Origin of the sequence: Maricurvus nonylphenolicus, from assembly GCF_042854845.1 — a bacterium.
Lineage (GTDB): Bacteria > Pseudomonadota > Gammaproteobacteria > Pseudomonadales > Cellvibrionaceae > Maricurvus > Maricurvus nonylphenolicus.
Genome location: NZ_AP031498.1, coordinates 2,103,387 through 2,126,613 on the forward strand (window position 1 = coordinate 2,103,387; position 23,227 = coordinate 2,126,613).

At 48.6% G+C, this 23,227-nt stretch carries 18 protein-coding genes; 6 read left to right on the forward strand and 12 right to left on the reverse strand.

The window, feature by feature from the left end; genetic code table 11:
• Positions 1-13: 13 nt before the first annotated feature.
• On the forward strand, positions 14-793 hold the full coding sequence (locus ACGHZ6_RS09130) for a substrate-binding periplasmic protein (RefSeq protein WP_390618530.1): 780 nt from the start codon (positions 14-16) through the stop codon (positions 791-793).
• A gap of 14 nt (positions 794-807) precedes the next feature.
• On the opposite strand, the gene ACGHZ6_RS09135 is transcribed toward ACGHZ6_RS09130, so the two are convergent.
• Together ACGHZ6_RS09135 and ACGHZ6_RS09140 are read right to left on the reverse strand one after the other, a co-directional pair.
• Positions 808-1,155 carry a hypothetical protein gene (locus tag ACGHZ6_RS09135; protein WP_390618531.1) on the reverse strand — a complete coding sequence of 116 codons (348 nt, stop codon included), beginning with the start codon at positions 1,153-1,155 and terminating at the stop codon, positions 808-810.
• Positions 1,156-1,212: 57 nt separating this feature from the next.
• Positions 1,213-1,869 (reverse strand): substrate-binding periplasmic protein, encoded by a 657-nt coding sequence (locus ACGHZ6_RS09140; protein ID WP_390618532.1) that lies wholly within the window; start codon positions 1,867-1,869, stop codon positions 1,213-1,215.
• 275 nt (positions 1,870-2,144) lie between these two features.
• On the opposite strand from ACGHZ6_RS09140, the gene ACGHZ6_RS09145 reads away from it, so the two are divergent.
• Positions 2,145-2,900 (forward strand): TSUP family transporter, encoded by a 756-nt coding sequence (locus ACGHZ6_RS09145; protein ID WP_390618533.1) that lies wholly within the window; start codon positions 2,145-2,147, stop codon positions 2,898-2,900.
• Positions 2,901-2,964: 64 nt separating this feature from the next.
• Here ACGHZ6_RS09145 and ACGHZ6_RS09150 read toward each other — a convergent pair whose 3' ends face one another.
• The 5 genes from ACGHZ6_RS09150 to ACGHZ6_RS09170 all read right to left on the reverse strand — a co-directional run bounded on the left by ACGHZ6_RS09150 (position 2,965) and on the right by ACGHZ6_RS09170 (position 10,681).
• Positions 2,965-5,355 carry a TonB-dependent receptor gene (locus ACGHZ6_RS09150; protein ID WP_390618534.1) on the reverse strand — a complete coding sequence of 797 codons (2,391 nt, stop codon included), beginning with the start codon at positions 5,353-5,355 and terminating at the stop codon, positions 2,965-2,967.
• Between the two features lie 194 nt (positions 5,356-5,549).
• Positions 5,550-6,071, reverse strand: a complete 522-nt coding sequence (locus ACGHZ6_RS09155; protein ID WP_390618535.1) for a molecular chaperone TorD family protein — start codon at positions 6,069-6,071, stop codon at positions 5,550-5,552.
• A gap of 10 nt (positions 6,072-6,081) precedes the next feature.
• Positions 6,082-6,627, reverse strand: coding sequence for a hypothetical protein (locus tag ACGHZ6_RS09160; RefSeq protein ID WP_390618536.1), 546 nt, complete (start codon positions 6,625-6,627; stop codon positions 6,082-6,084).
• Entirely contained in the window at positions 6,627-7,673 is a 1,047-nt protein-coding gene (locus ACGHZ6_RS09165) for a 4Fe-4S dicluster domain-containing protein (protein ID WP_390618537.1), read from the reverse strand. The genes ACGHZ6_RS09160 and ACGHZ6_RS09165 overlap by 1 nt, the downstream gene beginning before the upstream one ends.
• On the reverse strand, positions 7,670-10,681 hold the full coding sequence (locus ACGHZ6_RS09170; RefSeq protein WP_390618538.1) for a molybdopterin-dependent oxidoreductase: 3,012 nt from the start codon (positions 10,679-10,681) through the stop codon (positions 7,670-7,672). Before ACGHZ6_RS09170 ends, ACGHZ6_RS09165 begins: the two co-directional genes overlap by 4 nt.
• A gap of 120 nt (positions 10,682-10,801) precedes the next feature.
• Here ACGHZ6_RS09170 and ACGHZ6_RS09175 point away from each other — a divergent pair, with 120 nt between their 5' ends.
• The 3 genes from ACGHZ6_RS09175 (at position 10,802) to ACGHZ6_RS09185 (ending at position 15,976) form a co-directional block, all read left to right on the forward strand.
• Positions 10,802-11,809, forward strand: a complete 1,008-nt coding sequence (locus ACGHZ6_RS09175; protein ID WP_390618539.1) for an AraC family transcriptional regulator ligand-binding domain-containing protein — start codon at positions 10,802-10,804, stop codon at positions 11,807-11,809.
• Between the two features lie 8 nt (positions 11,810-11,817).
• Positions 11,818-14,358, forward strand: a complete 2,541-nt coding sequence (gene hrpB / locus ACGHZ6_RS09180; RefSeq protein WP_390618540.1) for an ATP-dependent helicase HrpB — start codon at positions 11,818-11,820, stop codon at positions 14,356-14,358.
• Between the two features lie 295 nt (positions 14,359-14,653).
• Positions 14,654-15,976 carry an HD-GYP domain-containing protein gene (locus ACGHZ6_RS09185; RefSeq protein WP_390618541.1) on the forward strand — a complete coding sequence of 441 codons (1,323 nt, stop codon included), beginning with the start codon at positions 14,654-14,656 and terminating at the stop codon, positions 15,974-15,976.
• A 49-nt stretch (positions 15,977-16,025) separates the two neighbouring features.
• Here ACGHZ6_RS09185 and ACGHZ6_RS09190 read toward each other — a convergent pair whose 3' ends face one another.
• The 5 genes from ACGHZ6_RS09190 to ACGHZ6_RS09210 all read right to left on the reverse strand — a co-directional run bounded on the left by ACGHZ6_RS09190 (position 16,026) and on the right by ACGHZ6_RS09210 (position 22,722).
• Positions 16,026-17,135 (reverse strand): glutathione S-transferase family protein, encoded by a 1,110-nt coding sequence (locus tag ACGHZ6_RS09190; protein ID WP_390618542.1) that lies wholly within the window; start codon positions 17,133-17,135, stop codon positions 16,026-16,028.
• 193 nt (positions 17,136-17,328) lie between these two features.
• Positions 17,329-17,811 (reverse strand): lipocalin-like domain-containing protein, encoded by a 483-nt coding sequence (locus tag ACGHZ6_RS09195; RefSeq protein WP_390618543.1) that lies wholly within the window; start codon positions 17,809-17,811, stop codon positions 17,329-17,331.
• 17 nt (positions 17,812-17,828) lie between these two features.
• Positions 17,829-19,196 (reverse strand): spinster family MFS transporter, encoded by a 1,368-nt coding sequence (locus ACGHZ6_RS09200; protein ID WP_390618544.1) that lies wholly within the window; start codon positions 19,194-19,196, stop codon positions 17,829-17,831.
• Between the two features lie 194 nt (positions 19,197-19,390).
• Complete coding sequence (locus ACGHZ6_RS09205; RefSeq protein ID WP_390618545.1) at positions 19,391-21,685, reverse strand: TonB-dependent receptor; 2,295 nt, start codon at positions 21,683-21,685, stop codon at positions 19,391-19,393.
• A 137-nt stretch (positions 21,686-21,822) separates the two neighbouring features.
• Positions 21,823-22,722, reverse strand: a complete 900-nt coding sequence (locus tag ACGHZ6_RS09210; protein ID WP_390618546.1) for a LysR family transcriptional regulator — start codon at positions 22,720-22,722, stop codon at positions 21,823-21,825.
• A 182-nt stretch (positions 22,723-22,904) separates the two neighbouring features.
• On the opposite strand from ACGHZ6_RS09210, the gene ACGHZ6_RS09215 reads away from it, so the two are divergent.
• Positions 22,905-23,219, forward strand: coding sequence for a hypothetical protein (locus tag ACGHZ6_RS09215; RefSeq protein WP_390618547.1), 315 nt, complete (start codon positions 22,905-22,907; stop codon positions 23,217-23,219).
• The last annotated feature ends 8 nt before the right edge of the window (positions 23,220-23,227 follow it).

The following is a 23,227-nucleotide window of genomic DNA, read 5'->3' on the forward strand; positions in this document are numbered from 1 at the left end:
GTGCTGTGAGCTAATGGCAAGGCTTTTACCTGTAGTCATACTATTCTTCTCTTTAGAGCTGCTGGCAGATCAGCCCGTACAGGTAGGGCTGCGTACGGGCCTATCGCCAGCATATTATAGCGAGACATCACCACCTAAAGGTATATTTCCGGAACTGATCGGTGCTGTATTCGCTCCTTTGAACAAACCGTTGGAATATAGTATTAACCCGCGTCGGCGCTTGATTCACCAAATGCAGGTAGGTGAATTACACATGACAACGTTACCCGTTGGCGTGGGGCTAAAAGAGAAAATGAATTGGCCGGAAGGCTTGGTTGTTGGCAATGAGCCCTTGCTTACCTTCGATGTTAATCTTTATAAACTATCCACTAATAAACAGTATATTGACGATAAATCCGACTTGCTAAGTTACCGCTTAGGTAGCACGCGTCACCCCAAGTTTATGTTTGATGCTATGAATGAGCATATTGCGTTGGAATTACAATTTGAACTGTTCAATAAAACCGAAAGCCTGTTTAAAGCCTTATTGGCCCAACGTGTAGATTTCGCCTTGCTATCGGCATCCGAACTAACGGCCTTGATGATGAACTATCCTGATAATATAGGTGTTGAAAAAGCCTTCCCGGTATCTGTTATGCAGACGTACTTGGTTCTTTCTGAAGTCGCTTTTGGTCGTGAAGAGGCAATAACACTTTCGCGTTTTATTGATGAGCGAATACTGCAGCTACATGAAGAGGGTAAAATTCAGGCTGTAGTAGAAAAATATAACCTTCCTTTACGGTCTGAGCATTAAATCCATTAAGTGCTTTAGCGTAATAGCAAGTAGCCACATAACGCCAAAGATATGGCTGACATACCAAAGGATAAAGCAATAAGACGCTGATACAGGGAAATCTTCTTTTCTGCCTCACTGGCCGCCGTATCAATATTTTCTATCGCCTTCTGCAAATTCTCGGCAAGTAATTGAATCGATTGCGCATTTTGCGATGCCGCCGCCTGAAGCTCTTCAATCTGCTTGGCAACCATAGCGTCTTTTGCCGCTGTATCAGCATTGTCGGCTTCTTTCTTGGCTGTGAATGCGGGTATAGCTACCGTGGCAATTTGTGCGATATAAGGGGCTGCGGCTTTAATAATCGGGATCAGTTGTACGGCCATAATTACCTTGCTCCTTTCCGTGTGTTATTGATACTAGCACTTATAGGTTGTCAGCGACTAAGGTATTTCTATCGTACCACGTAACTGATGTTCCTCGATCAGCCGTTGCAATGTCCCATCAGCTTTAATCTCTGCAAAAGCCTTATTCAGTCGCTCAACCGTTTCGCGATCTTCCACCATATGCGGCCCCAGTCTTACGCCCAATGCATGTTTAGTTAGCGGGTTCGGCAGTATAGTCAGCTGCATACGCTCTTTGGGCGGCAGTTGGCTAATGGCATATAACAGCGGATGCTCGGGTTCTATAAACAAATCAACCCGTTTACGGGCGACCATGCGCAGGCCAGTCATCAGGTTGGTAACGTACACTTTGTTGATGTGTTCGGCGCTTTCAAATCCGCTGTCGTACCAGCTGCCGCGCAGCTGGGCAATAGACAGGTTGTTGAGGTCTTCCAGTTTGTCAAAATACAGGCTGCTGTCTTTGTGCTTGGCAAAGTGAATATTGGCCATATAAAACGGCTCAATGCGCACGGTGGGGAAGTCGGGTTCCCAGATCATAAATACCGATATAAAGCCATCGGCCTGGCCGGCTTTGACATTGCCCACCGCTCGCGCCCAGGGGACGATACTTAACTCGGGGGTAAAGCCTGCACGCTCTACCGCAGTAGACACCACGTGGGGGATATAGCCCATATGGGGCAGGGCAGGGTCGGCCAAACCTGGCCACTTTAGGGAGGTCAGCTTAAGTGTTGTGGAAGCGCTAGTAGCAGGACTGACTGGAGTAGCGCTGCTATAGCTGGGTAGCACAAGCTGGCTAAGCAGTAAGATAAGTATTGCCCAAAACGGCTGCAACATGGTTCTACCGACTGCAAAAAAGGAAATTGTACCACAGCTACAAGCCCTTGATTTTATTAACTTCTGCGGTGCTTTCAGGTGGCAAAAACACGTAAAATGGCTGTTTTTAATAGAGCTACGTAAGTAGAGGATTTAACTTGGAGCTGATTTCCCCAGAATGGTTAGGCCTGCTGGCAATTATCGCTCTGGTAGCGGGTTTTATTGATGCCATTGCTGGCGGTGGTGGGTTGCTGACCATACCCGCCTTGATGATGGCCGGGCTTAACCCTCTGCAGGCTCTGGCGACCAATAAGGCCCAGGCCTGCTTTGGCAGTTTTTCGGCAACGGTATATTTCGTTCGTCGCGGTATGGTGAAGCTGCCCGAGGTGTGGGAGATGATTGCCTTGGTGCTGCTGGGCTCGGCCCTGGGTACCTGGAGTGTACAGTTAATCGATACCCGTATTCTGGAAGATATTATGCCGGTGCTGTTAATCGGCATTGCCGTCCATACCCTGTTAAGTAAAAAACTCGGTGAAGAGGCCCGGCAACGGCGCATCAGCGATCGTCTGTTTGCCGTTACCGCCGCCTTTACTGTGGGTTTCTACGATGGTTTCTTTGGGCCGGGTACAGGCACCTTCTTTGCCCTGGCATTTGTCTCCCTGTTAGGCATGCATCTGGTAAATGCCACAGCCCATGCCAAGGTGATGAACTTCACCAGTAATATCGTCTCCTTTGCTGTGTTTGCCGTGAGTGGCCACGTGGTGTGGGTCGTCGCTGCGGCTATGGCTGTGGGGCAGTTTGTCGGAGCTCGTCTGGGGGCTAAAATGGTGATGGCCAAGGGAACGGCCCTGATTAAGCCCGTAACCATTATTGTATGTTTGGCGATGAGTATTAGCCTGTTATTAAAGTCCTAGCTTTTAATCTAAAAAAGGCCACGCAAGGTGGCCTGAAGGGAGGAAGAGCTTGTTAAACTGAAGTTTAGAAGTTGGCTGAAACGGTTACGCCATAGGTACGTGGCGGTCCCTGGTTAGCCATTTCCGGTGCATGCCATTGCAGTGGCGCCGTATTACCGTTGGTGTAGAACTCGGTATCGAAGCAATTACGGCAGAACAGAGACAGATCCCATACACCATCTAAGGTTCTTACCCCAAAGGTACTGCCAACCAGTGTGTACTCTTCGGTTTCCTCAATGTCGTTGGAGATATAGTGTTCACCCATATAGGAAACGTTGAGGTTCATATAGCCTTCCAGCGTGCTGGAAATCTCATTGCTGTAGCTGATGTTAAGTGCGCCAGCGAACTCCGGGGCAAAGGCTTGATCTCGTCCTTCCAGGTGAGGGATTAATTCAGAGCTACCGTAGGAGGTATCGTCCAGGTAGGTAACCGACAAGTCAGCTCTCAGATTTTCAGTAACGGCATAATCCAGTTCCAGTTCAATGCCCTGAGATTTGGCGGTATCTGCGTTGTCTGTTACAAACGAGGTGCCGACAAAAGTAGTTACCTGAATGTCTTCATAGTCAGAATAGAATAGCGCCATATTCAGTCGACCGCGTCCATCATGGAAACCGGTTTTTAAACCCACTTCGTAGGCATCAACATATTCAGGATCATAGCTGGAATCCACTTTGCCAGATAACTGCAATGGTACGGCTGGCAATGCTAACCAGGTGAGATAGGTGGTTGCATCAATCAGTTGGCCTGCCGCGTCCGGGTTTAGGGAAATACCACCGGCTTTAAAGCCTTTGGAGTAGGTAGCGTAGAGTTGTAGATCTTCCATTGGGAAGTACTGCACACTCGCGGTATAGGTCCACTCTTCATCGCTGATGGTATTTTCGAAATCAGGTGAACCGGTTGATGCGCCTAGCAGTAACCAGCCAGCGTTGTTTTGGCGCAGGTTATCGAAATAGGTATTGGCATCGCCCATCAGGTTGGTATGTTTTAAGGTTTTTTCTTCTTCAGAATAACGCAGTCCGGTAACCAGGTTAACTTGCTCTGTCAGGCTAAAGGTAAAGTGACCATAAGCAGCCCAGACTTCATCTTCATGCTCAAAGTTAGAGGCAACAAAAGGACCTGCATCTGGATTGGCCAGCTCGGCGGGGGTAAATAAACCGTCGACAGGACTGCCAGAACCGTCATTGAAAATTAAATCAAAGTTTGCTCCCATATCGGCGCCAGAAGATAGCTTATAGATGTGATCCAAGTCTTCTTTGGAGTAGAAAGCCCCCACAACATATTCAACCGGCGTATCACCCAGTTCAAAATCACCTGTTAGATTGAATTCCTGTGACAGGGTCTCGAAGTCATACAGTTGCTGGTAGTCCTTTAGCAAATCCACAGGACCAAAATCGGCATCACCTTGGGTTTGGTCGTTACTGTATTCACGGTAGGAAGTAATGGATTTGAGGGTTAAGCGCTCGTTGATGTCATAGGTTACATCAACGCTGATGCCCTTATCGGTAGACTCATCAGAGCCGTCCTGGTTGTTATAGTTGTCACGATCGAATTGATCGGCTGTGTAATAGGGCAGACCACGGGCATTGCTTAAGGCGGTATAGAAAGCATCAAACGGGTTGCTTGGGTCAGGAGCATCCACGCGGGTTTCCATACCGTAACAGCAGGTTTCATCACTTTTGCTGTAATCGGCAATCACTCGAACTTCCAGTTCGTCGCTGGGCTGCCACAGGGCTTGAACCTTGGCCGAATAGATATCGGTATTGAGCTGATCTTTGCCCGTGACAGGGTTATCAATAAAACCATCACGCTTGTCACTGATAATACTGGCACGCATGGCAAGTGTGTCAGTAACTGCACCGTTAACATAGAAAGAGGCTTTTTGTTTGTCGTAGTTACCTAGCGTTACTTCACCACCCGCTTCAAAATCTTGGCTGGGTTTGGTGGAACTTAAAATCATGGCGCCGGCACTGGTGTTTTTACCAAACAGAGTTCCCTGTGGGCCACGTAGAATTTCTACGCTGCTGATATCGTTAAAGGTGGCCAATACCATGCCGGATCGGCTGCGATATACACCATCCATATACAGGCCCACTGCACCTTCAAATGCCGCATTGGTGCCGTTGGTGCCGATGCCACGGATACGTACCGGGCTGTTGGAAACCTTGTTTTGCGCGGTATTAAAATTAACACTGGGGCTGGCGGTATTAAGGTCTACCGCATCGTCAATGCCTTGGGCTTTCATGGCCTGGGAATCATAGGCGGTAACCGCTACAGGCACGTCCTGCAGGCTTTGTTCACGCTTCTGCGCGGTAACGACAATTTCTTCCAGGGTAAAGGAAGCGTCGTTGGCTATTACGGGTAATGAGGGCAATAAGGTGGCTACGCTAATGGCAACCGGCAGTGATTTCTTTAACATCGCGGTCTCTCACAAAAAATTATTTAATCTTGTAATTTTCATCAGGGTTAGGAACTAACCCTTCAAAAGTTTATCGGTATCAATAGGGAGCTTGATATTGTCAGACTGCTACCGCGATTGGTCTTTTCCGATAGTCATCTGGTCATTACAGGGAGTGTTTGTGAGAAACTATTAAGGTAAGTGATATCTATAGATTATTCGGTATGTGTAACTTCGATCAGCGCTTTAAGGGTTTCTTCAAATGCCAAAAGAGCGGCATACAGATCCGGCGTCAAGAGGGTGATACGTTGTTTGGCAATGTTTACCCAAGGAATTAAGTAGTCGTTGACCAGTGTGCGTAAAATAAAGTCTTCTTGTGATGCATAGGCCTGTGCTGTGATTTCTATGACAATAGACAAATGATCTGCAGGAAGAATCTTTTCATGATATTTCAGGTGCAAATGTGACATCGCACGCATCAGTATTTCCCGTAGGCCGTCAGCGGATTTATTGAGGGATGCACTCAAATACAGCGGTACGGTAGGCGCGGGCAGGCCGACGTGAAAATGACGATTGAAGTCAATTTCCAAGTCCGCGTGGTAATCACTGACATGCAAAGCGCGCCAACAGCACTCGAATTGTTCTGCGTTGATACTGGGGCTCCATAACTGAGCCCAGGCAAGCAGTATCAAACTGTTGTCGTCGCTGTTATTCATTGACATGGCTGGAATGGTCATCGTCATTACCTTATGCCAGATTGACCCAGGTGGGCGTTATCGACTTTAGGCCTCCGCGTTCTGCGCGTTCACCTAACCAAATAGCGATGGCGATTTTTTTAAAGTGGTTAAGGGACTTCCAACCTGTGAGCTCAAAGGTGACCACCCACATATCCTGTTGCCAGTTGGCGGTGACTCCCCATTGTGGCGGTGCCGGTAAACGTTGCATAGAGCCCAGGCCTTCGGCGTTGACCAGGGTGATCGTGTCTTTATCTGCACGCCAGAGGGCTCCTTCAACAGGATTGGTTGTATCGCCCATGGTCATTATCTGGGAGTATTCTGTGGTGGGCACTAAAATAGCGGCCGCATCGATGAATGTATCCACTTCATCACTGATGTTTTTTACAGGGTTGGGGCATTGCCAGGCGATGCTAATCAGAAAGCCATTCGCGATGCTATCGCTAGTGACAACGGCACTAGGCGTTGTAGGCGTAACGGCATCTGCATAGGCTTTGGGCACGTATCCGCCAGGCTGATAGGCGGTAGGGGCTGCCATTAGGGTAACGTTTTCCTGCATTAGATCACCTCTCGGGTTTGTTCATCTAACTTGAAGTTATCGTTCCAGTTGTAGGCGATAAGGATATCCATCAGTTCGCTCTCCAAACCTTGTTTTTTCTTTTCACGTTCTTGTTTGACGATGTCGACCGCGCGCTCAGCCTCTTCACCAAACAGCTGCTTCAGATACGCCATGGGTATACGAGGAATATCAGTAGGGCGGCCTTCGCTATCCAATTGATTGGGGCTTACCGGTGGGATGTAGAACACATTAGGTCCCAGTCCGTATTCAGGGTGTAGAGGGATGGCGACCTTCCATTTGTGAACTAGCTTCCAGATAGGGCCTTCCTCGTCATCCAGATAGCCAACAAAGCGTAGGCGCCCTGGGCATTGACGGGCGCAGGCCGGCGCGGTGCCTTCTTCCACGCGAGGGAAACAGAAAATACATTTGGCCGCCACTTGTCGTTGACGATCGAAGTAGACTTTTTTGTAGGGGCAGGCCTCCACGCAGAAGCGATAGCCGTGGCAGCGATCCTGATTGACCAACACAATGCCGTCTTCATCTCGTTTATAAATTGAGCCACGAGGGCAGGCATCCAGGCAGGCCGGATGCGTACAGTGATTACATAACCGGGGTAGATAAAAATAGTGATTGTCTTCAGGGTAAGTGCCTGAGCCTTCATCTTCATCCCAGTTAGGGCCCCATGAAGGATCTTCGTTGGGTTTTAGCCAGGTTTTTTCACCGGTGGTGGCATCGGTGGCGATAACATCGCCGTGATTGAATGACCATGCTCGACCATAGCCGTTATCCAGGCTTGGGATTTTGCCGCGTTTGACATCACCGGTTTCGGTTCTGCCGCCGATCTCTTCCCACATTTTGGGGTAGCCAGCGCCATTGCCTGCTGAGCGGGTTTCAACATTATTCCAGTAGGTGTAGTCGGTACCTTCATCCTTGTTCCAAAGCTTTTTGCAGGCCACGGAACATGTGTGGCAGCCCAGGCACTTGTTAAGATCAAGCACCATAGCGACTTGGCGAGTAACGCCGTTGCGGGTTATTTCTGCACTCATAGTGATATCCGTTGCTTGTCAGTTGAGTTGCGCTTTTGCTCTTTGATGAGGTCTTCAGCGGTTTTCAATTTCTCGCCTTGCCACTTTCTAATCCCCACGCGGGTATCCTGTACGTGGCTTCCGGGGGAGTAGTGCGCGGCCGAAAGAACCATTTGGCCTTCACCGCCATCACCGGCAAAGTGCAAGGGGTTGATCAGACCAGGAATAATATTCTTAAAGCTGTTGTGATCCGGGAATTGGCTGGGTTCCCAGGCGTGGAAGTAAAAAACAACTTTCGGGCGAATCATGGTTGAGAGTTTGACGCGCATACGGAACTCACCATAACGGTTAAAGAACACGCCCCAATCGTTGTCTTCCAGGTTATACAGTTTGGCATCGCTTGGATTGAGATACATTACGGGCTCACCGCGCTGCATACGCAGCAGTAACGGTGTGTCTCGCCATGTACTGTGTACACTCCAGCGGGAGTGACAGGAAATCATTTGGTATTCGTAACTGCCGCCAGCCTCTGGGCTTTCCTTGTGGGTAGGTACAGCTTCACCGGCTTCGATAAACCAGGGGTGGTCAATATAGTATTGCTGGCGTCCGTGCAGTGTCGGCCAGGGTGTTTTATGGCGTATGAAATCCGTCAGGGGTTGCAATACACCTACGCCGTCCCAGTCGGAGTTATAGATATGGTTAACCCAACCCGGTGCGCCCACACTTTTAAATTTCTGGATGCCTTCTTTTTTCACCGCCTCGATATCCATGTCTTCACAGGAATGGCTGTTGACGATGATGTCTTCGGTAATTTTCTCGGCGTCGTGGGGGCCGTATTTATTATCCAGGCTAAAGCGATCGCAGAGGGTCTTAAGGTCGTTTTCGTCACCGTTGACATTTTCGAGTGGGGCGAGATCCCTTTCTTTGGCAATCCTCTGTATAGCTTCGGACAATAACCAGTGAATCTCCCATTCGTCTTTACTTTCCCCTAAAGGTTTTACGGCCACATCGCAGTATTGTAAGTAAGGTGCAAAGGATACCGGGAATTTGATACCGGGTTTTTCGTAGTATCCGGCCACAGGCAGCACGTAGTCACAGTGCATGCTGGTGTAGCTCATCTTGAAATTCATATCGACAGTTAATTCAAGATCATTCCATTGCTCGGCAATAAGCTTGGCGGTCATATTATTGCGGCGTAGAAGGTTGCTGCCGAACATAATTCGAGCTCGAATCTTCCCGCTTCTGGGGCTCACGGGCATCCAGTCTTTTTCGATGGACTCCGTGACATAGTCATCAAACTTTCTGGGGTAAAGATCGTCCATTTCAGTGGCGATGTCTTCTTTAATGCCCTGGTAGTGATAGTTCTGACTGGTCATGTCAGTGAAGTTAGGCGTGATTAACGGGTGTGCCTGTCTAAAGAGTTTGTGGCGAGCTTGCAGCTTGCTCTTTTTGCCCACCAGCTGATCGACCATGGTAGAAAAGACTTCAGCGTTGCCTGCGAGCTTTGCCATCATTTTCATTTGCCCGAGCATGCCGGTACCGGGATTGGTGATGAACTCTTCATATCCTTCCATGCCATGGAAGCCGATAGACGAAAAACCTGCGCCTTTTTCATTGCCTATACAGCCTTTCAGGGACAGGCACAGTAGTTTGGTTCTGTTCATTAAATCTGAATGCAGGTAACGGTTGGAGCCGTAACTGGATAGAATCATCGGGCGTTTGGCATTGGCAAAACCAACGGCAAAATCCCGGATCAACTCCAGGCTCATACCTGTGGCGTTGGCCGCTTTTTCGAAGGTCCATTCATCCAGCTGTTCTTTAATGGTCGCGCCTACCGGCATGACAGGGATTAATTCGCCATCTTCAGACCTAACTTCAAAGAAACCTTCAATAGCCGGATTGGTGCCGTTTAAACCGAGGTTGTAGTCATCTTCGTTGCCTTCACAGCCGGACGCTGGGATGGCTTTTTCCTGATTGAGATCCCAGACGTAGTAGAGGTTTTTCTTACCACCTTTGATCAGGTCTTTTTCACGCAGGAAACGCCCGGTATCGGTTCTGATCAGAAGCGGGAAGTCAGTCTGTTCCTGCAGGTAGGGCAGGTCAATTTTATCGGTTGCCCAAATATGGCGGGCCGTGGCCAAACCCAGTGCAGCATCGGTGCCGGGCTTAATAGGGAGCCATTTATCGGCCCGAATAGCCGTTGCACTGTGTACCGGGTCGATAACCACAAGGTCGGCGCCGTTGTATTTCGCTTCATACAGGAAGTGGGTATCTGGCATTTGGGTAACGGCGGGGTTCATCATCCAAACTACCAGGTAGTCGGAAAGGAACCATTCATCCGATGAACCTCCAATAAGCGGCATACCCAGAGTCAGTGTGGCTCCCATATTCAGATCGCCAACCTCGGCGTAGGTGTCCGGCGCGCTGCTGCCAAATAACGTGGCGAAGCGGATTAATGACGCAAAGGTGGCGCCGTAATCGAAGTAGGTACCGGGTTCATGATTGATGGAGGCGGAGCCGTGTTTGATGGCGATATCAACGTACTTCTCAGCAATTTCATCAATTGCTTGTTGCCAGGTGATCTTTTGCCATTTGCCTTCACCTCTTTTACCAGCACGTTTTAGTGGGGTGGTAATACGGGTAGGGCCATACATCACCTCGGTATAACAGCCGCCTTTTTGGCAACCCCGTGGATTTAAGTCCGGCACATTGGGTTCGGCTTGTTCGTAGTTGGCCGATTGTTCCTCTCGAACCACGATGCCGTCTTTTACATACAGATCCCAGTTACAGGCGCTGCGACAGTTCATCCAGCCGTGAGAGCCGCGGGTGATGGAATCCCAACTCCAGCGGGCTTTGTAGAGGTCCTGCCAGGATTCCAGTTTGTCACTAGGTGGAAAGTTACCTGTAGCGGCTTCTGTATTCTGGGTCAGGTGAAACAGCGGTAAGCCCGCGCTGGCAGTAGAGGCGCTCATACCTTTGAGGAAGGTACGACGGTTGAATTTAATTCGGCTACTCAGTGATAACGGCATAATCTTCCCCGATAAATAGCGTGTTCTGACTAATTCCATATTTATTGTATGGGATTGGTTGTTCAGGTTGACATGGCCGGAGGGCTTCCAAATAATGTCATTTTTGCTACTGGTATCGGTATGGACAGTACAGACTCTTTTGTCGCGATGATGGCTGACTATTTCCTGCAGATTCAGCCTGCAATGCCCTCTGCGCTCATTGAAGAGATAAAACGTGGTGATGTAGGCCCTGATGCGTTACTGGGCTTGTTTCGAGAATACGCCCGCTTGCGTGAAAAGCCGTCGTGGGGTATCGACTTGGGCATGCGTTTTAACTTGCTAGAGTTTGGCTTTTTTGGGTATGCCGTTTCAAGTGCGCCTACCTTGCGTCATAGTCTGGGTTTGCTGGTGGACTATGGTGTGCTGGTTGGTTCCATTTATGACTACCAGTTGGAAGAAAACGAGCAGACCTTAACCATCAGTTTTACCCCGGCAATAGATTTTTCTGACATGGGTGCAGGTGTGGCGGAATTCGCGTTTTCATCGCTGATAAAGCAGGTTTTTGCGGTTACCTTTGGTAATTTGGATCAGCTCAAATTCGGTTTTATGGATGCTCAACCGGATTATATTCAACTGCTTCAGGAGTATTTGGGCGGCGAGCTTTTATTTAATCAGTCATCCTTTTTTATGACGATTCCGAGTCAGTACTGCGATCTCCCATCTCCCTTGTATAACCGAGAAATTTGGGAACTTTCGATACAGGAATGCCGCAAGCAGTACTCAATGACGAAATATACCTATGAACGGCTGAACATTGTGGATGCTGTTAATGGCTATATCGACAGCGCCATTTTGAGAAACCAACAGGGGGTTGCGTCATACGCAGCCTTGCCTACCTCTGCTGAAGTGTCGAGTAAACTCGGAATCAGTGAATCCTATTTAAGAAAACAATTGTTGGCAGAGAAAACGTCTTTTCGACAGTTAAAGGAAGAGCGGTGTCAGGATTGGAGCTTGAAATTACTCAAACAAGAGCAGCTGAGTATCGAACAGGCTGCGGGTGTATTGGGATATAGCGATACCAGCAATTTCTCCCGGGCTTTTAAACGATGGTTTGGTCAGGGCCCGGCAGCAGTAAGATCTTCTGATTAACGTAATCTATGAATTTTGAAAAACTACTTCCTATTTTTGATGTGCTGCCTGCGTTGACCGACGCATTGCAGGATCACGATGAAACCGTCTTGGAAGCACCGCCCGGCGCCGGTAAAACCACCTGTGTGCCGCTGGCGATGCTGGAACAAGACTGGTTGGGCGATCAAAAAATCCTGATGTTGGAGCCCAGGCGGTTGGCGGCCCGTGCGGCGGCTGAACGTATGGCAGAGTTATTGGGCGAGCCGGTAGGCCAGCGAGTAGGTTACCGCGTACGTTTGGATACCTGTGTCAGTGAACACACCCAAATTGAGGTGGTGACCGAAGGTATTCTGACCCGCATGTTGCAGGATGACCCTTCGCTTGATGGTATTGGCTTGCTGATATTTGATGAATTCCACGAGCGTAGTTTAGATGCGGATTTGGGACTGGCGCTGACGCTGCAAGGGCGTGAGTTGTTTGGTGATCTGCGCGATCAACCACTGAAATTATTGGTGATGTCGGCCACTCTCGATGGTGCGCAAATCAGTGAATTGTTGGCTGACGCTAATGGTGACCAAGCGCCGGTGATCAGCAGTGAAGGGCGCATGCACTTGGTTACGCTACATTACGGCGAACCTTATCAATACGGCGAGCGTATCGTTGATCGAGTAGTTCGCACAGTACAACAGGCTGTAGCGGATGAAACTGGCAGTATCCTGGTATTTTTACCGGGGCAGGGGGAGATTCGTCAGGCACACCAGCGTTTACAAGAAATCTATAACGGCCGTGATGACCTGCTACTAACGCCTTTATTTGGTGATTTAAAACTTGCTGAGCAGCGCCGCGCGATTGCTCCTGCGCCTACCGGTAAGCGCAAAATTGTCTTAGCTACCAGTATTGCCGAAACCAGTTTAACCATTGATGGTGTGCGGGTGGTGATTGATAGCGGTTTGTCACGTCTGCCGGCCTTTGATCCCAATGCCGGTATGACGCGTTTACATACTCAGCGTTTATCCAAAGCTTCAGCCACCCAGCGCATGGGGCGAGCAGGGCGTTTGGAGCCGGGCAGTTGTTATCGCTTGTGGAGCCAAAGCCAGCAGGATGAATTGCGAGCATTTACGCCGCCGGAAATTGAGCAGGCCGATTTAGCACCGCTGGCTTTGCAGTTATTACGCTGGGGCGTAGATAACCCGGCCGACTTGCAGTGGTTGGATGTTCCGGCCAAAGCCCCTTATCAGCAGGCATTAGATCTATTGGTGAAACTCAAAGCGGTTGAGGGCAAGCAGTTAACCGCCCACGGTGAAGCCATGGCGAGTCTGCCTACTCACCCACGTTTGGCGCATATGATATTGATGGGCCAGCGCTACGGGCTGGGAGGTTTAGCCTGTGATTTGGCGGCGTTACTGGCCGAGCGGGATTTAATCTACCAAGGCCCAGCGGATATACAGTTGCGCTTGCAGTTACTACATGGCGAGCGCCAAGCTGACCGTGGCCAGAAGGTGCTGCTGCAGCGCATCAAACAACAGGCTAAACAATTTCACCGTTTACTGCGAGATGTAGATACCGAGCAGGTGGTCGATAATCCGAGTGATGAATGCTGGCCAGGGTTTTTATTGGCCTGCGCTTATCCAGATCGTATCGCCCACAGTCGCCGCGATGGCGGTACGGATTACAAATTAAGTAACGGTCGTTCAGCAAGTTTTACCGATACCGATGGTTTACAAAAGCATCGATGGTTAGTGGTAGCCAATTTGGGTGGCCGCAAAGGCCAATCGGTTGATCGTATTTTCCTGGCGGTAGCCTTGGATCAGAATTTATTTGAGCACCAACTGGCCGAGATGGTCGAGCAACGCACTCAGGTAGAGTGGAGTAAACAGCAGGATAAATTACTGGCAGAAAAACAGCGCTGCATCGGTGCGTTAGTGTTAGAGCGTGAACCGCTAACCGATTTGGATCCACAAACCAAACAGGTTGCTTTGTTAGAGGTTGTACGTCAACGTGGTTTATCACTCTTACGTTGGAGTGATGACTTACGTCAGTGGTGTGCCCGCATCGAATTGTTGCGTGCCGCAGATAGCGCGACCGATTGGCCTGATATGTCGGAAGATGGGTTGCTGGCGAGTATCGAAGATTGGTTGGCTCCTTATCTGGATCAGGTAAATCATCTGAAAGATTTTTCGTCTCTAGACTTAAAAAATATCCTTGCAGCCCGTTTGCCCTGGCCGTTACCACAAACGTTGGATGAACAGGCTCCGTTGCGCTACCCGGTGCCTTCAGGATCTAACATCACAATCGACTACACCCAAAACCCGCCAGTATTAGCAGTAAAACTGCAAGAAATGTTTGGCTGCCAAGAGACGCCTACCATTGCCAATGGCCGCATTGCGCTCATGGTACATCTATTATCGCCCGCGCAGCGGCCGCTACAGGTTACGCAGGATTTAGCGGGCTTTTGGAGAGGTAGTTATGAAGATGTGAAGAAGGAGATGAAAGGGCGGTATCCCAAGCATCCCTGGCCGGACAATCCTTTGGAAGCCATTGCTACGGCTAAGACTAAGAAACGGATGTAGAAAAATTCTTCGTTGAAACATCTGTGTTAACAACGGTGGCGGGTTATAAGAATCCTAAAAGCTTAGTAATTGGTTATAAGTGTTTCGCAATAGCTTTGGTAAAACCGCCTCGCTGTCATAGTATTGACGCTTTCTTGAATCGGATTCAGTTTAGTTTGGACTCTTCTAATTTCTAGAAATATTTAATCTAGCTTTAGGTGCCATATCGGTTAAATTTTGTGAACTTGTCGTGTAAATTTCCTCCATAATTCCTGTAACGGACAAAAACAAAGCATAGAGTCTTAGGGAAACATGAATGGAAGATCTTGATACGAGTTATGCTCGTCATTTAGCGGAAGTTAATAAACACAATCAGGTTGTTGTCTCAGAAGATATTTACAACGAGCAGGGCGCTCTAGTCATCGCTAGCGGTACTGTGCTTGCTGAAAGCAAAGTAGAGGTAATTGCCAAGCACAAACTGGTGAAACCCTTAGAGCAGAGCGTCGATGTCGCCGACAGTCTTGATGATAAAACCTTGCTCGCATACCTGAACAAGTTCTCTTCTTCAGTACCCGGGTTGCATGCGTTAATTGCCCAGGACGATGTACAGAAGATTCTGGCGTTTTGTTGTCAGCAATACAATAAATATCCCTTGCTGCGTCAGAAGTTAACCGTTATGGCTCGGCAAATGACGCACCGCTATTATCACGCACTGTTCAGTGCTTCTGCCGGAGTGATTATCGCGAAGGAAATGCAATTACCTGAGGAGGATGCGGTAACTATTTTTCTTGCCGGCTTAATGCATGATGTGGGCATGTTACATATTCCACCGGAAGTCTGTAATAAAAAAGGCCGCTACACTCCAGAAGAGCGACGGGTCATGGAGGCCCATCCGGTTATCGGTAAACATTTCCTCGATATGGTGCCTAATTTACCTTCAGCGGTGAGTCGAGCGGTACTGGAGCATCATGAAACTGCATTGGGTACGGGTTATCCCAAGCGCAAGTGCGCAGATCAGTTAGCGGTTGCAGGGCAGGTTATAGCCTTGTGTGATCTGATGATTGCCTACTATACCCGCTACAAAGCCGTTGAAGGTCTGTCGAAGGAATTAACCGTAACGGCTATGCGGTTAAATCAGGGGTTGCACTTTGAGAAGGTGAACCAGGCTGCTGTTAGTGCCCTAAGCCGGGTTAATAATCCTATTCCCGCTTTAAAAGAACTGCCCCCAGTACAGGAGTTGATCGAGTCTCAGGAGAGGCTTAAGTCTCAATTTGATAAAATCACCTTATTGGTTTCCAAACTTGTTGATCATATCGATGAACGTATCAAGAATTCGATAATGAGCATGTATGATCAGCTATCGGTGACGATGATTCGGGCAGGAATTTTTCAAACTGAATTTACCGAGTGGTTACAGGAAGAGGGTGAAAAGGAGGGAGAATGCGACGGCCTGGAGTTACTGAAGCTGCAAGTGATGCATCACGAAGTGGATTTCCAGTTTAATCGTTTACTGCATTTGATTTGGGAAGGGATTGAAGCTATGCCTACTGCCAAACAAAAGATTAAACTTGTTGCAGAAAGCTATTACAAAAAGATGATCCCGAAGGCGTGCCGAACTCCGCAAAACCTGGTTGCTTAGGTTTTAAGGCGGAGTCGGTGATATTGGCACTGTCTTGCAAGATTCGTTGTTATGAATCGACATCCTCAACAAGTTCCAGCTGACCAGCCTTACGTTTTACTGGATGGCTAATCTCAATCTGAAACGCTTCATAGCCACCAACAGCTTTTAGCAGATCGCTACAAGCTTGTTTTTCTTCAGCCGCTAACTGTTGGTAGTGGAATAACGGACGCTGAAACAACCATTGGCTATACGTGTGAATGACTCGCTCACTTTCCACACCATTGATTTTAAATGGGTGCGAACCAAGATGACGAGGAAGATTGCCGCCGGGATTTTGCTCAAGCCATTGGCTGTTGTGTTTAATGACACTGAGGACTTCAGGCAGCTGCTCTTCACACAAGGTGGATAAAACCGGTAACAGGGTTTCAGGAATTTCATCGTTGGCAAGAAATTCACCTGAGAGTGGTTTGGGGTTATTCATCCGCTCAACCCAGGCGTAAACCGCCGGAGCTTTTTCTTGCATGATGGCTTTGGGGTAGGGGTCTCGTGCCAAGTGTGCGTAGAGTGGGCCTATTAAGCCAAAATCACCAATGCTGGGGCGGGATCCCAGGAGATAGTCATATTGTGAAAAGTGCGCATTGAGCCTTTCCAGTAAGGTTAAATAATTAGCTTCTATGGCTTTGGCTGTCGTATCGCTTACACCCAATGCGGGTAGCATACCTTTGAAGGCGGCAGAGGACTTTTCGCCGATGGCGATCCTCTCTTCCATGCTTCCGTCAGCCAGGGCAATGCCGCCAAACTCACTCATGATAAAGTCATAGTGTTCGTCGAGATAGCTCCAGCGGTAGTGCATGGCCGGCATTACCAGCCATTCTTCGGCATAGTGCTCCATCATCAACGCGACCAGCTTTTGTTTTGGGGTACTGGGGTAAACCGAAACCTCCGGGTGCTTGGCTTCCAGGAAATCAATAATATCTGTAGTGTCCTGCACAATGACGTCATCAGCCGTGTGTAAAACCGGTATGATAGGTGCGCCTACACGGGGAATAATAATCTTGCGGTAGATGTCTTGATTAATTTCTTCCTTCCATTTTAGGTTCTTGAATCGAAGATACGCTCTGGCTTTGCCGCTGTAGAGAGAAAGTTCAGCGCCGTAGAGTGTGTAATCAGTCGTCATGCTTTACCCCGAATGAAGATAAAATTTCTGTATTTATTTCATAGAGTATAGTGACTTTACAGATGGAAGTCGTGGGTGATTTATTACAAGGAAAGTGGTGAATAAGACAGATATTGCTGACCCAGGTAAAAAGGACCGCCAACAGCTAGCAGACCTAGCGAGATGATCACAATAGTTAAATATTTCACCGTTATTATCCTCTTTCCCATAAAAGTTTGTCGGTAAGCTGACCTACGCGCGCGGTCAGTAGTAGACGGTTATCAAAAAATTCAAAATGCCTTACCAGATCTGTGCCGATCCAGTCAGGGTACAGGCTGTTCTCAATATGGTGAGTGACAGTGCTTCCTGAAACGTGAAAGGAGCCACAGTAGGCGGTATAACCTGTAGAGGCTACGGCGTATTTTTCTATCCGGCTTAGCGTTTCTTCGTCCGCGCCGTTAATGTCGCCATTCATGTCTTCCAGTGATTTTCTTAATAAACCGATCTCCCGGCGGGTTAGATCGATGGCGCCGCGTTCCTGTTTCATGAGTGTTGCCGATACAATACCTTGTGGTGTGTAAATAATGTATCCGGAGGCATCCTCACCATAGGGATACCACTGCTTGCCGTTATCTGCTGTGCAGTGCCAGTTAACGAGTTTCCAGGTGCCCAGAAATTGAGTGCTGCTGTCTGTCATGTCATTGGTTCTCAGTGTTATTGCGGGGCGTTGGCTAAATCGCTTCTGAGCGTTTTACTTGCAAGGTGGTAATGCACTGCACACCAGGCGTTGACTACCACCATACACGCCAGTGCATAACGGATGGATTCATCGCCGTAGAGTGGTTTAAGGAAGTCGCTGGTTAGCCCGGTGATAAAGGGGCCCAAGCCCAAGCCGATAAGATTGATTACAAAAAACAGGATCGCAGAAGAGACGGCCCGCATTCTGAGGCCCACTAATCCATGAGTCATCGATAAACAGGGCCCCAGGTACATACCGCCAATAAATGCGGGCAGGAACCAGGACATGGCTGCGTGGAGTCCATTATCAATAAACAGGAAGGTTGCTAAATAGAAGGGCATAGCCGCTACCGTTGAATAGAGTGGTACCCACAAGTGCCAGCGTAGATCACCGCTGCGATTTGCCAGTTTGTCCGATAGGTAGCCGCCAGCAAATGTTCCTGCTAAACCACCAAGGCCAGAACACAAGCCCAACCATAGCCCGATTTGTTCAATGGGCATCTGGTGTACTCGGCCCAGGAAAACAGGCATAAAGTTACCCAGTCCATAGGTGACAAAGGCGTGCAGAGCGCAGCCCAATGCAAGGTGTTTAAAAGAAGATCGGCTCCACAATAACGCCAGTACCTTTTTAAACGGCGGTACTGATGTGTCTTTGTGGGGCTTTTGTTGATTTTCCGAAAATCCCCTTGGGGGTTCTTTTACCGCCAGTCTTAAGAATATGGCGATCAATACACCGGGCAGACCTACAACTACAAAGGCGACTCGCCAACTGAACATCGCACCGAGATAACCTCCTGCCAGATAACCTATCAGTACACCGCCGTAGACGCCGAGAGAGTAAATGGATAGAGCGGTTGCCCGTTGGTTGGCAGGAAAAATATCCGAGATCATGGAATGGGAAGGAGGGCTGCCGCCTGACTCCCCAATCCCGACGCCTGCTCTGGCCAGGAACAGTTGCCAAAAGTTTTGCGCAGCACCGCACAAGGCTGTCATTACACTCCATACGGCGAGGGAAATGGCAACCACATTGCGGCGAACACCAATGTCGGCCAAGCGAGCAACGGGTATGCCGGCAATCACGTATATCGCAGCAAAGGCTATTCCCGACAGGGCGCCAAACTGACCGTCAGACAGTTGCAGGTCTTGGATAATGTATTCGCCAAGGATATTGAGAATCTGTCTGTCGACAAAACTCAGTACATAGACAAAGGTCAATACACCCAGCACAAAGTATCGGTAGTTTGGGTTTTGGTAATCCAATGTTGAATCTGTGTTGTCAGAGGTGCTACTTACCTTGGTATGTGGGTCAGAGAGTGTTTCTGCTACAGAGATAATTTTGCTCATAAGATGTCCACTGCTTACTTATAAGTCGCTTGCGAAAGGGAGGCTCAATTCGATCAGCGCAGTAGAAAAATTATTACACTGGGCTGGAGGGTTGGGAATTTCCGATAATGATGAGCCGGACCATAACGAGGTTATAACGAAGGAAGGGGTGGTTAGTTGCCGGTGACTGACAGTCACCGGCTTTAGGCCTTAACCTAGAAGCGATAGGCGGCTTCTACGGCAACCGTACGTGGGCGTTTTACAAACCCGTAGAAGGTGTCGGTACCGAAGTTACGACCGGACAGTGGGGCATTGCCAGCAAAGGTGATGATTTCTTCGTCGGTCAGGTTTTTACCCAGTAATGCCAGCGACCATTGCTCAGATTCTATCTCTATACGAGCATCCACTGTGGTGTAGGCATCGATATCGTATTGCGGGTCCAGGTTAGTGTGCACATTGTGGTTGTCCACGTACTGAGCATCAATACTGGAGCGCAGTTCCAGGCTATCGGTTAGCATCAGGTTATAGTCGAACCCCAGATTACCGGTTTTCTTGGGGGCGTAGCCTCCCGACTTGCCGGTGTAATCGCACAGTCCGTCACCATCGGGATCGGATTGGTTGTTGTAGCAGTTACCGTTGTCGTAATCCTTGTATTCGTGATCAAGGTAAGCAAAGGCATAACGCATCACTAGGCCTTCGGCTAGCGCCCAGCGGCCGTCCAGTTCGATACCCTGCACGACGGTCTCCTTGGCGTTACCGACGGTGAAACCTACGGCGCCGTCAAACTGGCTGACTTGTAAATCGTCGTATTCGGTATAGAAGTACGCTGCATTCAGTTCTGCTGCGCCATCGGCAAAAGTGGTCTTTATACCGATTTCGTAGGTGGTCGCTTTCTCTTCTTCAAACTCAAAGGAGGCATCGGTGTTTGCACGGGAATCAAAACCTCCAGCTTTAAAGCCGGTGGATGCACTGGCGTATATCATGGTATCTGGATTCAGGTCGTGCTGAATGTTGATGGTCGGCGTGAAAGCGCTCTCTGAGCGATTGCCTTCAAGATCATGATTTTCTGTGCCTAAACGGACTCTCCAATTGGTGAGTATCGTAGCATCAGTGATTTCTGTTTTATTATCGGAGGCGACGATGGTGGCTGTGCGGGTGCCTTCTTTGTCTTCTTCAGTATAACGCGCGCCGACAGTCAAACGTGTCACATCGGTAATATTCCAGGTAGCCTGTGCAAATACAGCCCATGTATCTGTTTCCTGTGCATTACGGCGCAAGTTTGATTGATTGGCGAAGGTACCGCTCGCTGAATCTCCAGGCCACAAGAGTTCAGTACCTGTTTTTAGGTCACTGGACTGGTAGAAGGCACCGACAATCCAGTCAACGGTTTCGCCGCCGGGGGAAACCAGGCGAACTTCCTGGCTAAACTGGTCGTATTCTTCGAAGCTGGGTACGTAGAAGAAATTGGTGCTAATGTAATCACAATCGCAAATATCATCGTATTCGTAACCTGTCCAACCGGATACCAGTGTTAGTGTATTTTCACCCCAGGTATAGTTGGCGGTTAGCGTATAGTTATAGATTTCATTATCGCTGCTGTCTTCGGTATTGGCTTGGCGTTTATAGTCTAGATCACTATCAAAACCCGGTTGCCCCAGTATGTTCTCCATGATGTCGCTATAGTTAAAACCTGTGCCGGTAAAGTCACCAAAGGCACCGACTTTAAACGCAGCTGAATCCTGAATAATCTCAATTTGGCGTCCTTTGACATCAAAGGTATCGCGTTCTGCCTTAAGCATTAGTTCCAAATCGTCATTAACATCCCAGGCCAAAGTCAGGCGTACAGCTTCTTCGTCACGATTGGGTTCATCCTTATCGGTGAAGGTATTTTCGATATACCCGTCTTCTTTGTAAGTACGGTAGGCCAAGCGTGCGCGAAGGTCGTCAGTCAAGGCTCCAGAGATTACCCCTGTAAGCTCGCGGACACCGTATTCGGGTTCGTAGCTCGCACGAATCTCGCCTTCAAACTCCTCGGTAGGTTTGGCGGTGGTCATATTTAGCGCGCCAGCAATGGAATTCTTGCCGAATAAAATTCCCTGTGGGCCGCGGAGGATTTCTACGCGTTCCAGATCCAGAAAAGGGGCTCGAATTAGCTGGGCGCGGCCATAATAGATTCCGTCGATATATTGTCCTACAGACTGCTCAAAACCCGCGTTGTTACCTGAGCCTATACCACGTACCCGCAGTTGGGTACTGAGACCGGTTTCGGTCATATGGATATTGGGTACGTAGGCGGTTAAGTCGGCGACCTTGTTAATACCAGCTTCAGCCAACTTTTCACCGCCGACGGCAGCCACAGAAATGGGAACGTCTTGTAAGCTTTCTACACGCTTTTGAGCGGTCACGATAATTTCTTCTAACATTATTCCGTCACTGGCTACGCTAGTTTGTGACATTAGGGCAGCAATCGTCAGGGCTAATGGCGTTTTTGTTGAAGAGAATTTTTTCATGGGTCAACTTCCTCTCTGAGTTTATTATTTTTGCTTCATTACAGCTTGATAAAGCTACAGCAAATGACTCAAGAGGGCGTAGTAACGGTATTACCTACCGGGAAGTTAAATAGGGCATACCCGATGACCCCTATTAATTATGTGCAGGGGAGGGGGTGATTGCGAAAGATTTCTACAACAGCTTTGATAATGGGTAAATCGGCGCTTTCAGGGCGAGTAATGCAAGCTGCTTTCCAGGTGATTGATGTGGGTAAGGGCAAGAGCGTTAATGACTCATCCTGGACCTCGTTGTGAAAAACGGCTCCAGGGCCAATACAGATATGATCCGATGTCTTTAGGAAACTCTTAATCACGGAATAATTATCGAAGATAATTCTTGAGGGGCCAATCTCTTTTAATATGGGAAATAGCTGTGACAGATATTTGGTGGAGTGGGGAGCTATCAGTGGAAAATTGAATACCTCTTCTGGTGTGATTTCAGATTGGTTTTGCGATTTTTCGGTAAGCGGGTGATAGTTTCTGGTGGCAATCATTAAGGGTTGGCTGGTGATTGGGAGTACGACATATTCATCATTGGCTTTACATTCATCAAATGGACCAATAGCAAGATCAATCACGCCTTCTCGCAGCAGGTTAACCAGGTCGTCGCCAGCTTCAGTACGAATATAGATGTTCAGTTTGCTGGTTGGCGATTTGGTGAGTTCTTGTAAGACGTGAGGAAAATAGAGTTGCTCGATGATTGGGCCGATACCCAGCTTTAAATCGCCTTCCTCCAGTGTGTTCAGCAGGGCTATATGGCGTTCTATATTCCGCAACTCAGTTTTTATCAGCTTTGAGCGGTTAATGATGAATTGGGTGTGGTCCGTGGGGGTTAACCCGCTATTACTTCTAAAGAACAGCGGTGTGCCCAGCTTGGTTTCCAGACGAGCGACACGTTTGCTTAACGTGGGTTGTGTGACATGTAGTACCTCCGAGGCCTTGTTGATACTGCCATAGGTCACTATTGTCTCAAGCATTTCAATGTCTGATATGTCCATCGCTGTCGTCTCTGTATAGGCCATCAAATAATAGTGCGAGATAACCCTAAAGGCTATCTTTAAAACACCGTTATGCCCTGTTTATGGTGTGGCTATATAAAACGTTCAGTACCTGCAGGGAACGTGAATAGGGTACCTTAACCTGATTATTTTCAGCAATTACCTACTTGGCAGGATCAGTAATGACGTATTGCATTTGTTATATACAGGAAGGCCAAATTCCACGGGATGTCGTTGAGCAGTTGGAGGAGGGCATTAAAAATATTGTGGTTTCAAATAGCCTGGGTAGTGATATCGCTTTTACCTGGATAGTTGTACCTGAAGGACATGGCTGGACTGCCGGTGAGCCCTCAACATCTTCTGTCGTGTCTTTGGTGGCGCCGCCCATCATTCAGTCAAGGCGTGTTGAAATACTGCATGCGCTTTGCTCCTTGTGGATGGAGCGAACCGGCTGCCATATTAACGAAGTGCTTGCCTCTGTAATGCCTAACCAATAGGAACTGAC

Bases quoted from the DNA above. Each gene is read 5' to 3' on its own strand.
- ACGHZ6_RS09215 (WP_390618547.1), top strand. From the start codon at position 22,905: ATGACGTATTGCATTTGTTATATACAGGAAGGCCAAATTCCACGGGAT.
- ACGHZ6_RS09130 (WP_390618530.1), top strand. From the start codon at position 14: ATGGCAAGGCTTTTACCTGTAGTCATACTATTCTTCTCTTTAGAGCTG.
- ACGHZ6_RS09175 (WP_390618539.1), top strand. From the start codon at position 10,802: ATGGACAGTACAGACTCTTTTGTCGCGATGATGGCTGACTATTTCCTG.
- ACGHZ6_RS09170 (WP_390618538.1), bottom strand. From the start codon at position 10,681: ATGCCGTTATCACTGAGTAGCCGAATTAAATTCAACCGTCGTACCTTC.
- ACGHZ6_RS09160 (WP_390618536.1), bottom strand. From the start codon at position 6,627: ATGCAGGAAAACGTTACCCTAATGGCAGCCCCTACCGCCTATCAGCCT.
- ACGHZ6_RS09210 (WP_390618546.1), bottom strand. From the start codon at position 22,722: ATGGACATATCAGACATTGAAATGCTTGAGACAATAGTGACCTATGGC.
- ACGHZ6_RS09200 (WP_390618544.1), bottom strand. From the start codon at position 19,196: ATGAGCAAAATTATCTCTGTAGCAGAAACACTCTCTGACCCACATACC.
- ACGHZ6_RS09165 (WP_390618537.1), bottom strand. From the start codon at position 7,673: ATGAGTGCAGAAATAACCCGCAACGGCGTTACTCGCCAAGTCGCTATG.
- ACGHZ6_RS09205 (WP_390618545.1), bottom strand. From the start codon at position 21,685: ATGAAAAAATTCTCTTCAACAAAAACGCCATTAGCCCTGACGATTGCT.
- ACGHZ6_RS09155 (WP_390618535.1), bottom strand. From the start codon at position 6,071: ATGACCATTCCAGCCATGTCAATGAATAACAGCGACGACAACAGTTTG.
- ACGHZ6_RS09185 (WP_390618541.1), top strand. From the start codon at position 14,654: ATGGAAGATCTTGATACGAGTTATGCTCGTCATTTAGCGGAAGTTAAT.
- ACGHZ6_RS09195 (WP_390618543.1), bottom strand. From the start codon at position 17,811: ATGACAGACAGCAGCACTCAATTTCTGGGCACCTGGAAACTCGTTAAC.
- ACGHZ6_RS09135 (WP_390618531.1), bottom strand. From the start codon at position 1,155: ATGGCCGTACAACTGATCCCGATTATTAAAGCCGCAGCCCCTTATATC.
- ACGHZ6_RS09190 (WP_390618542.1), bottom strand. From the start codon at position 17,135: ATGACGACTGATTACACACTCTACGGCGCTGAACTTTCTCTCTACAGC.
- ACGHZ6_RS09150 (WP_390618534.1), bottom strand. From the start codon at position 5,355: ATGTTAAAGAAATCACTGCCGGTTGCCATTAGCGTAGCCACCTTATTG.
- hrpB (WP_390618540.1), top strand. From the start codon at position 11,818: ATGAATTTTGAAAAACTACTTCCTATTTTTGATGTGCTGCCTGCGTTG.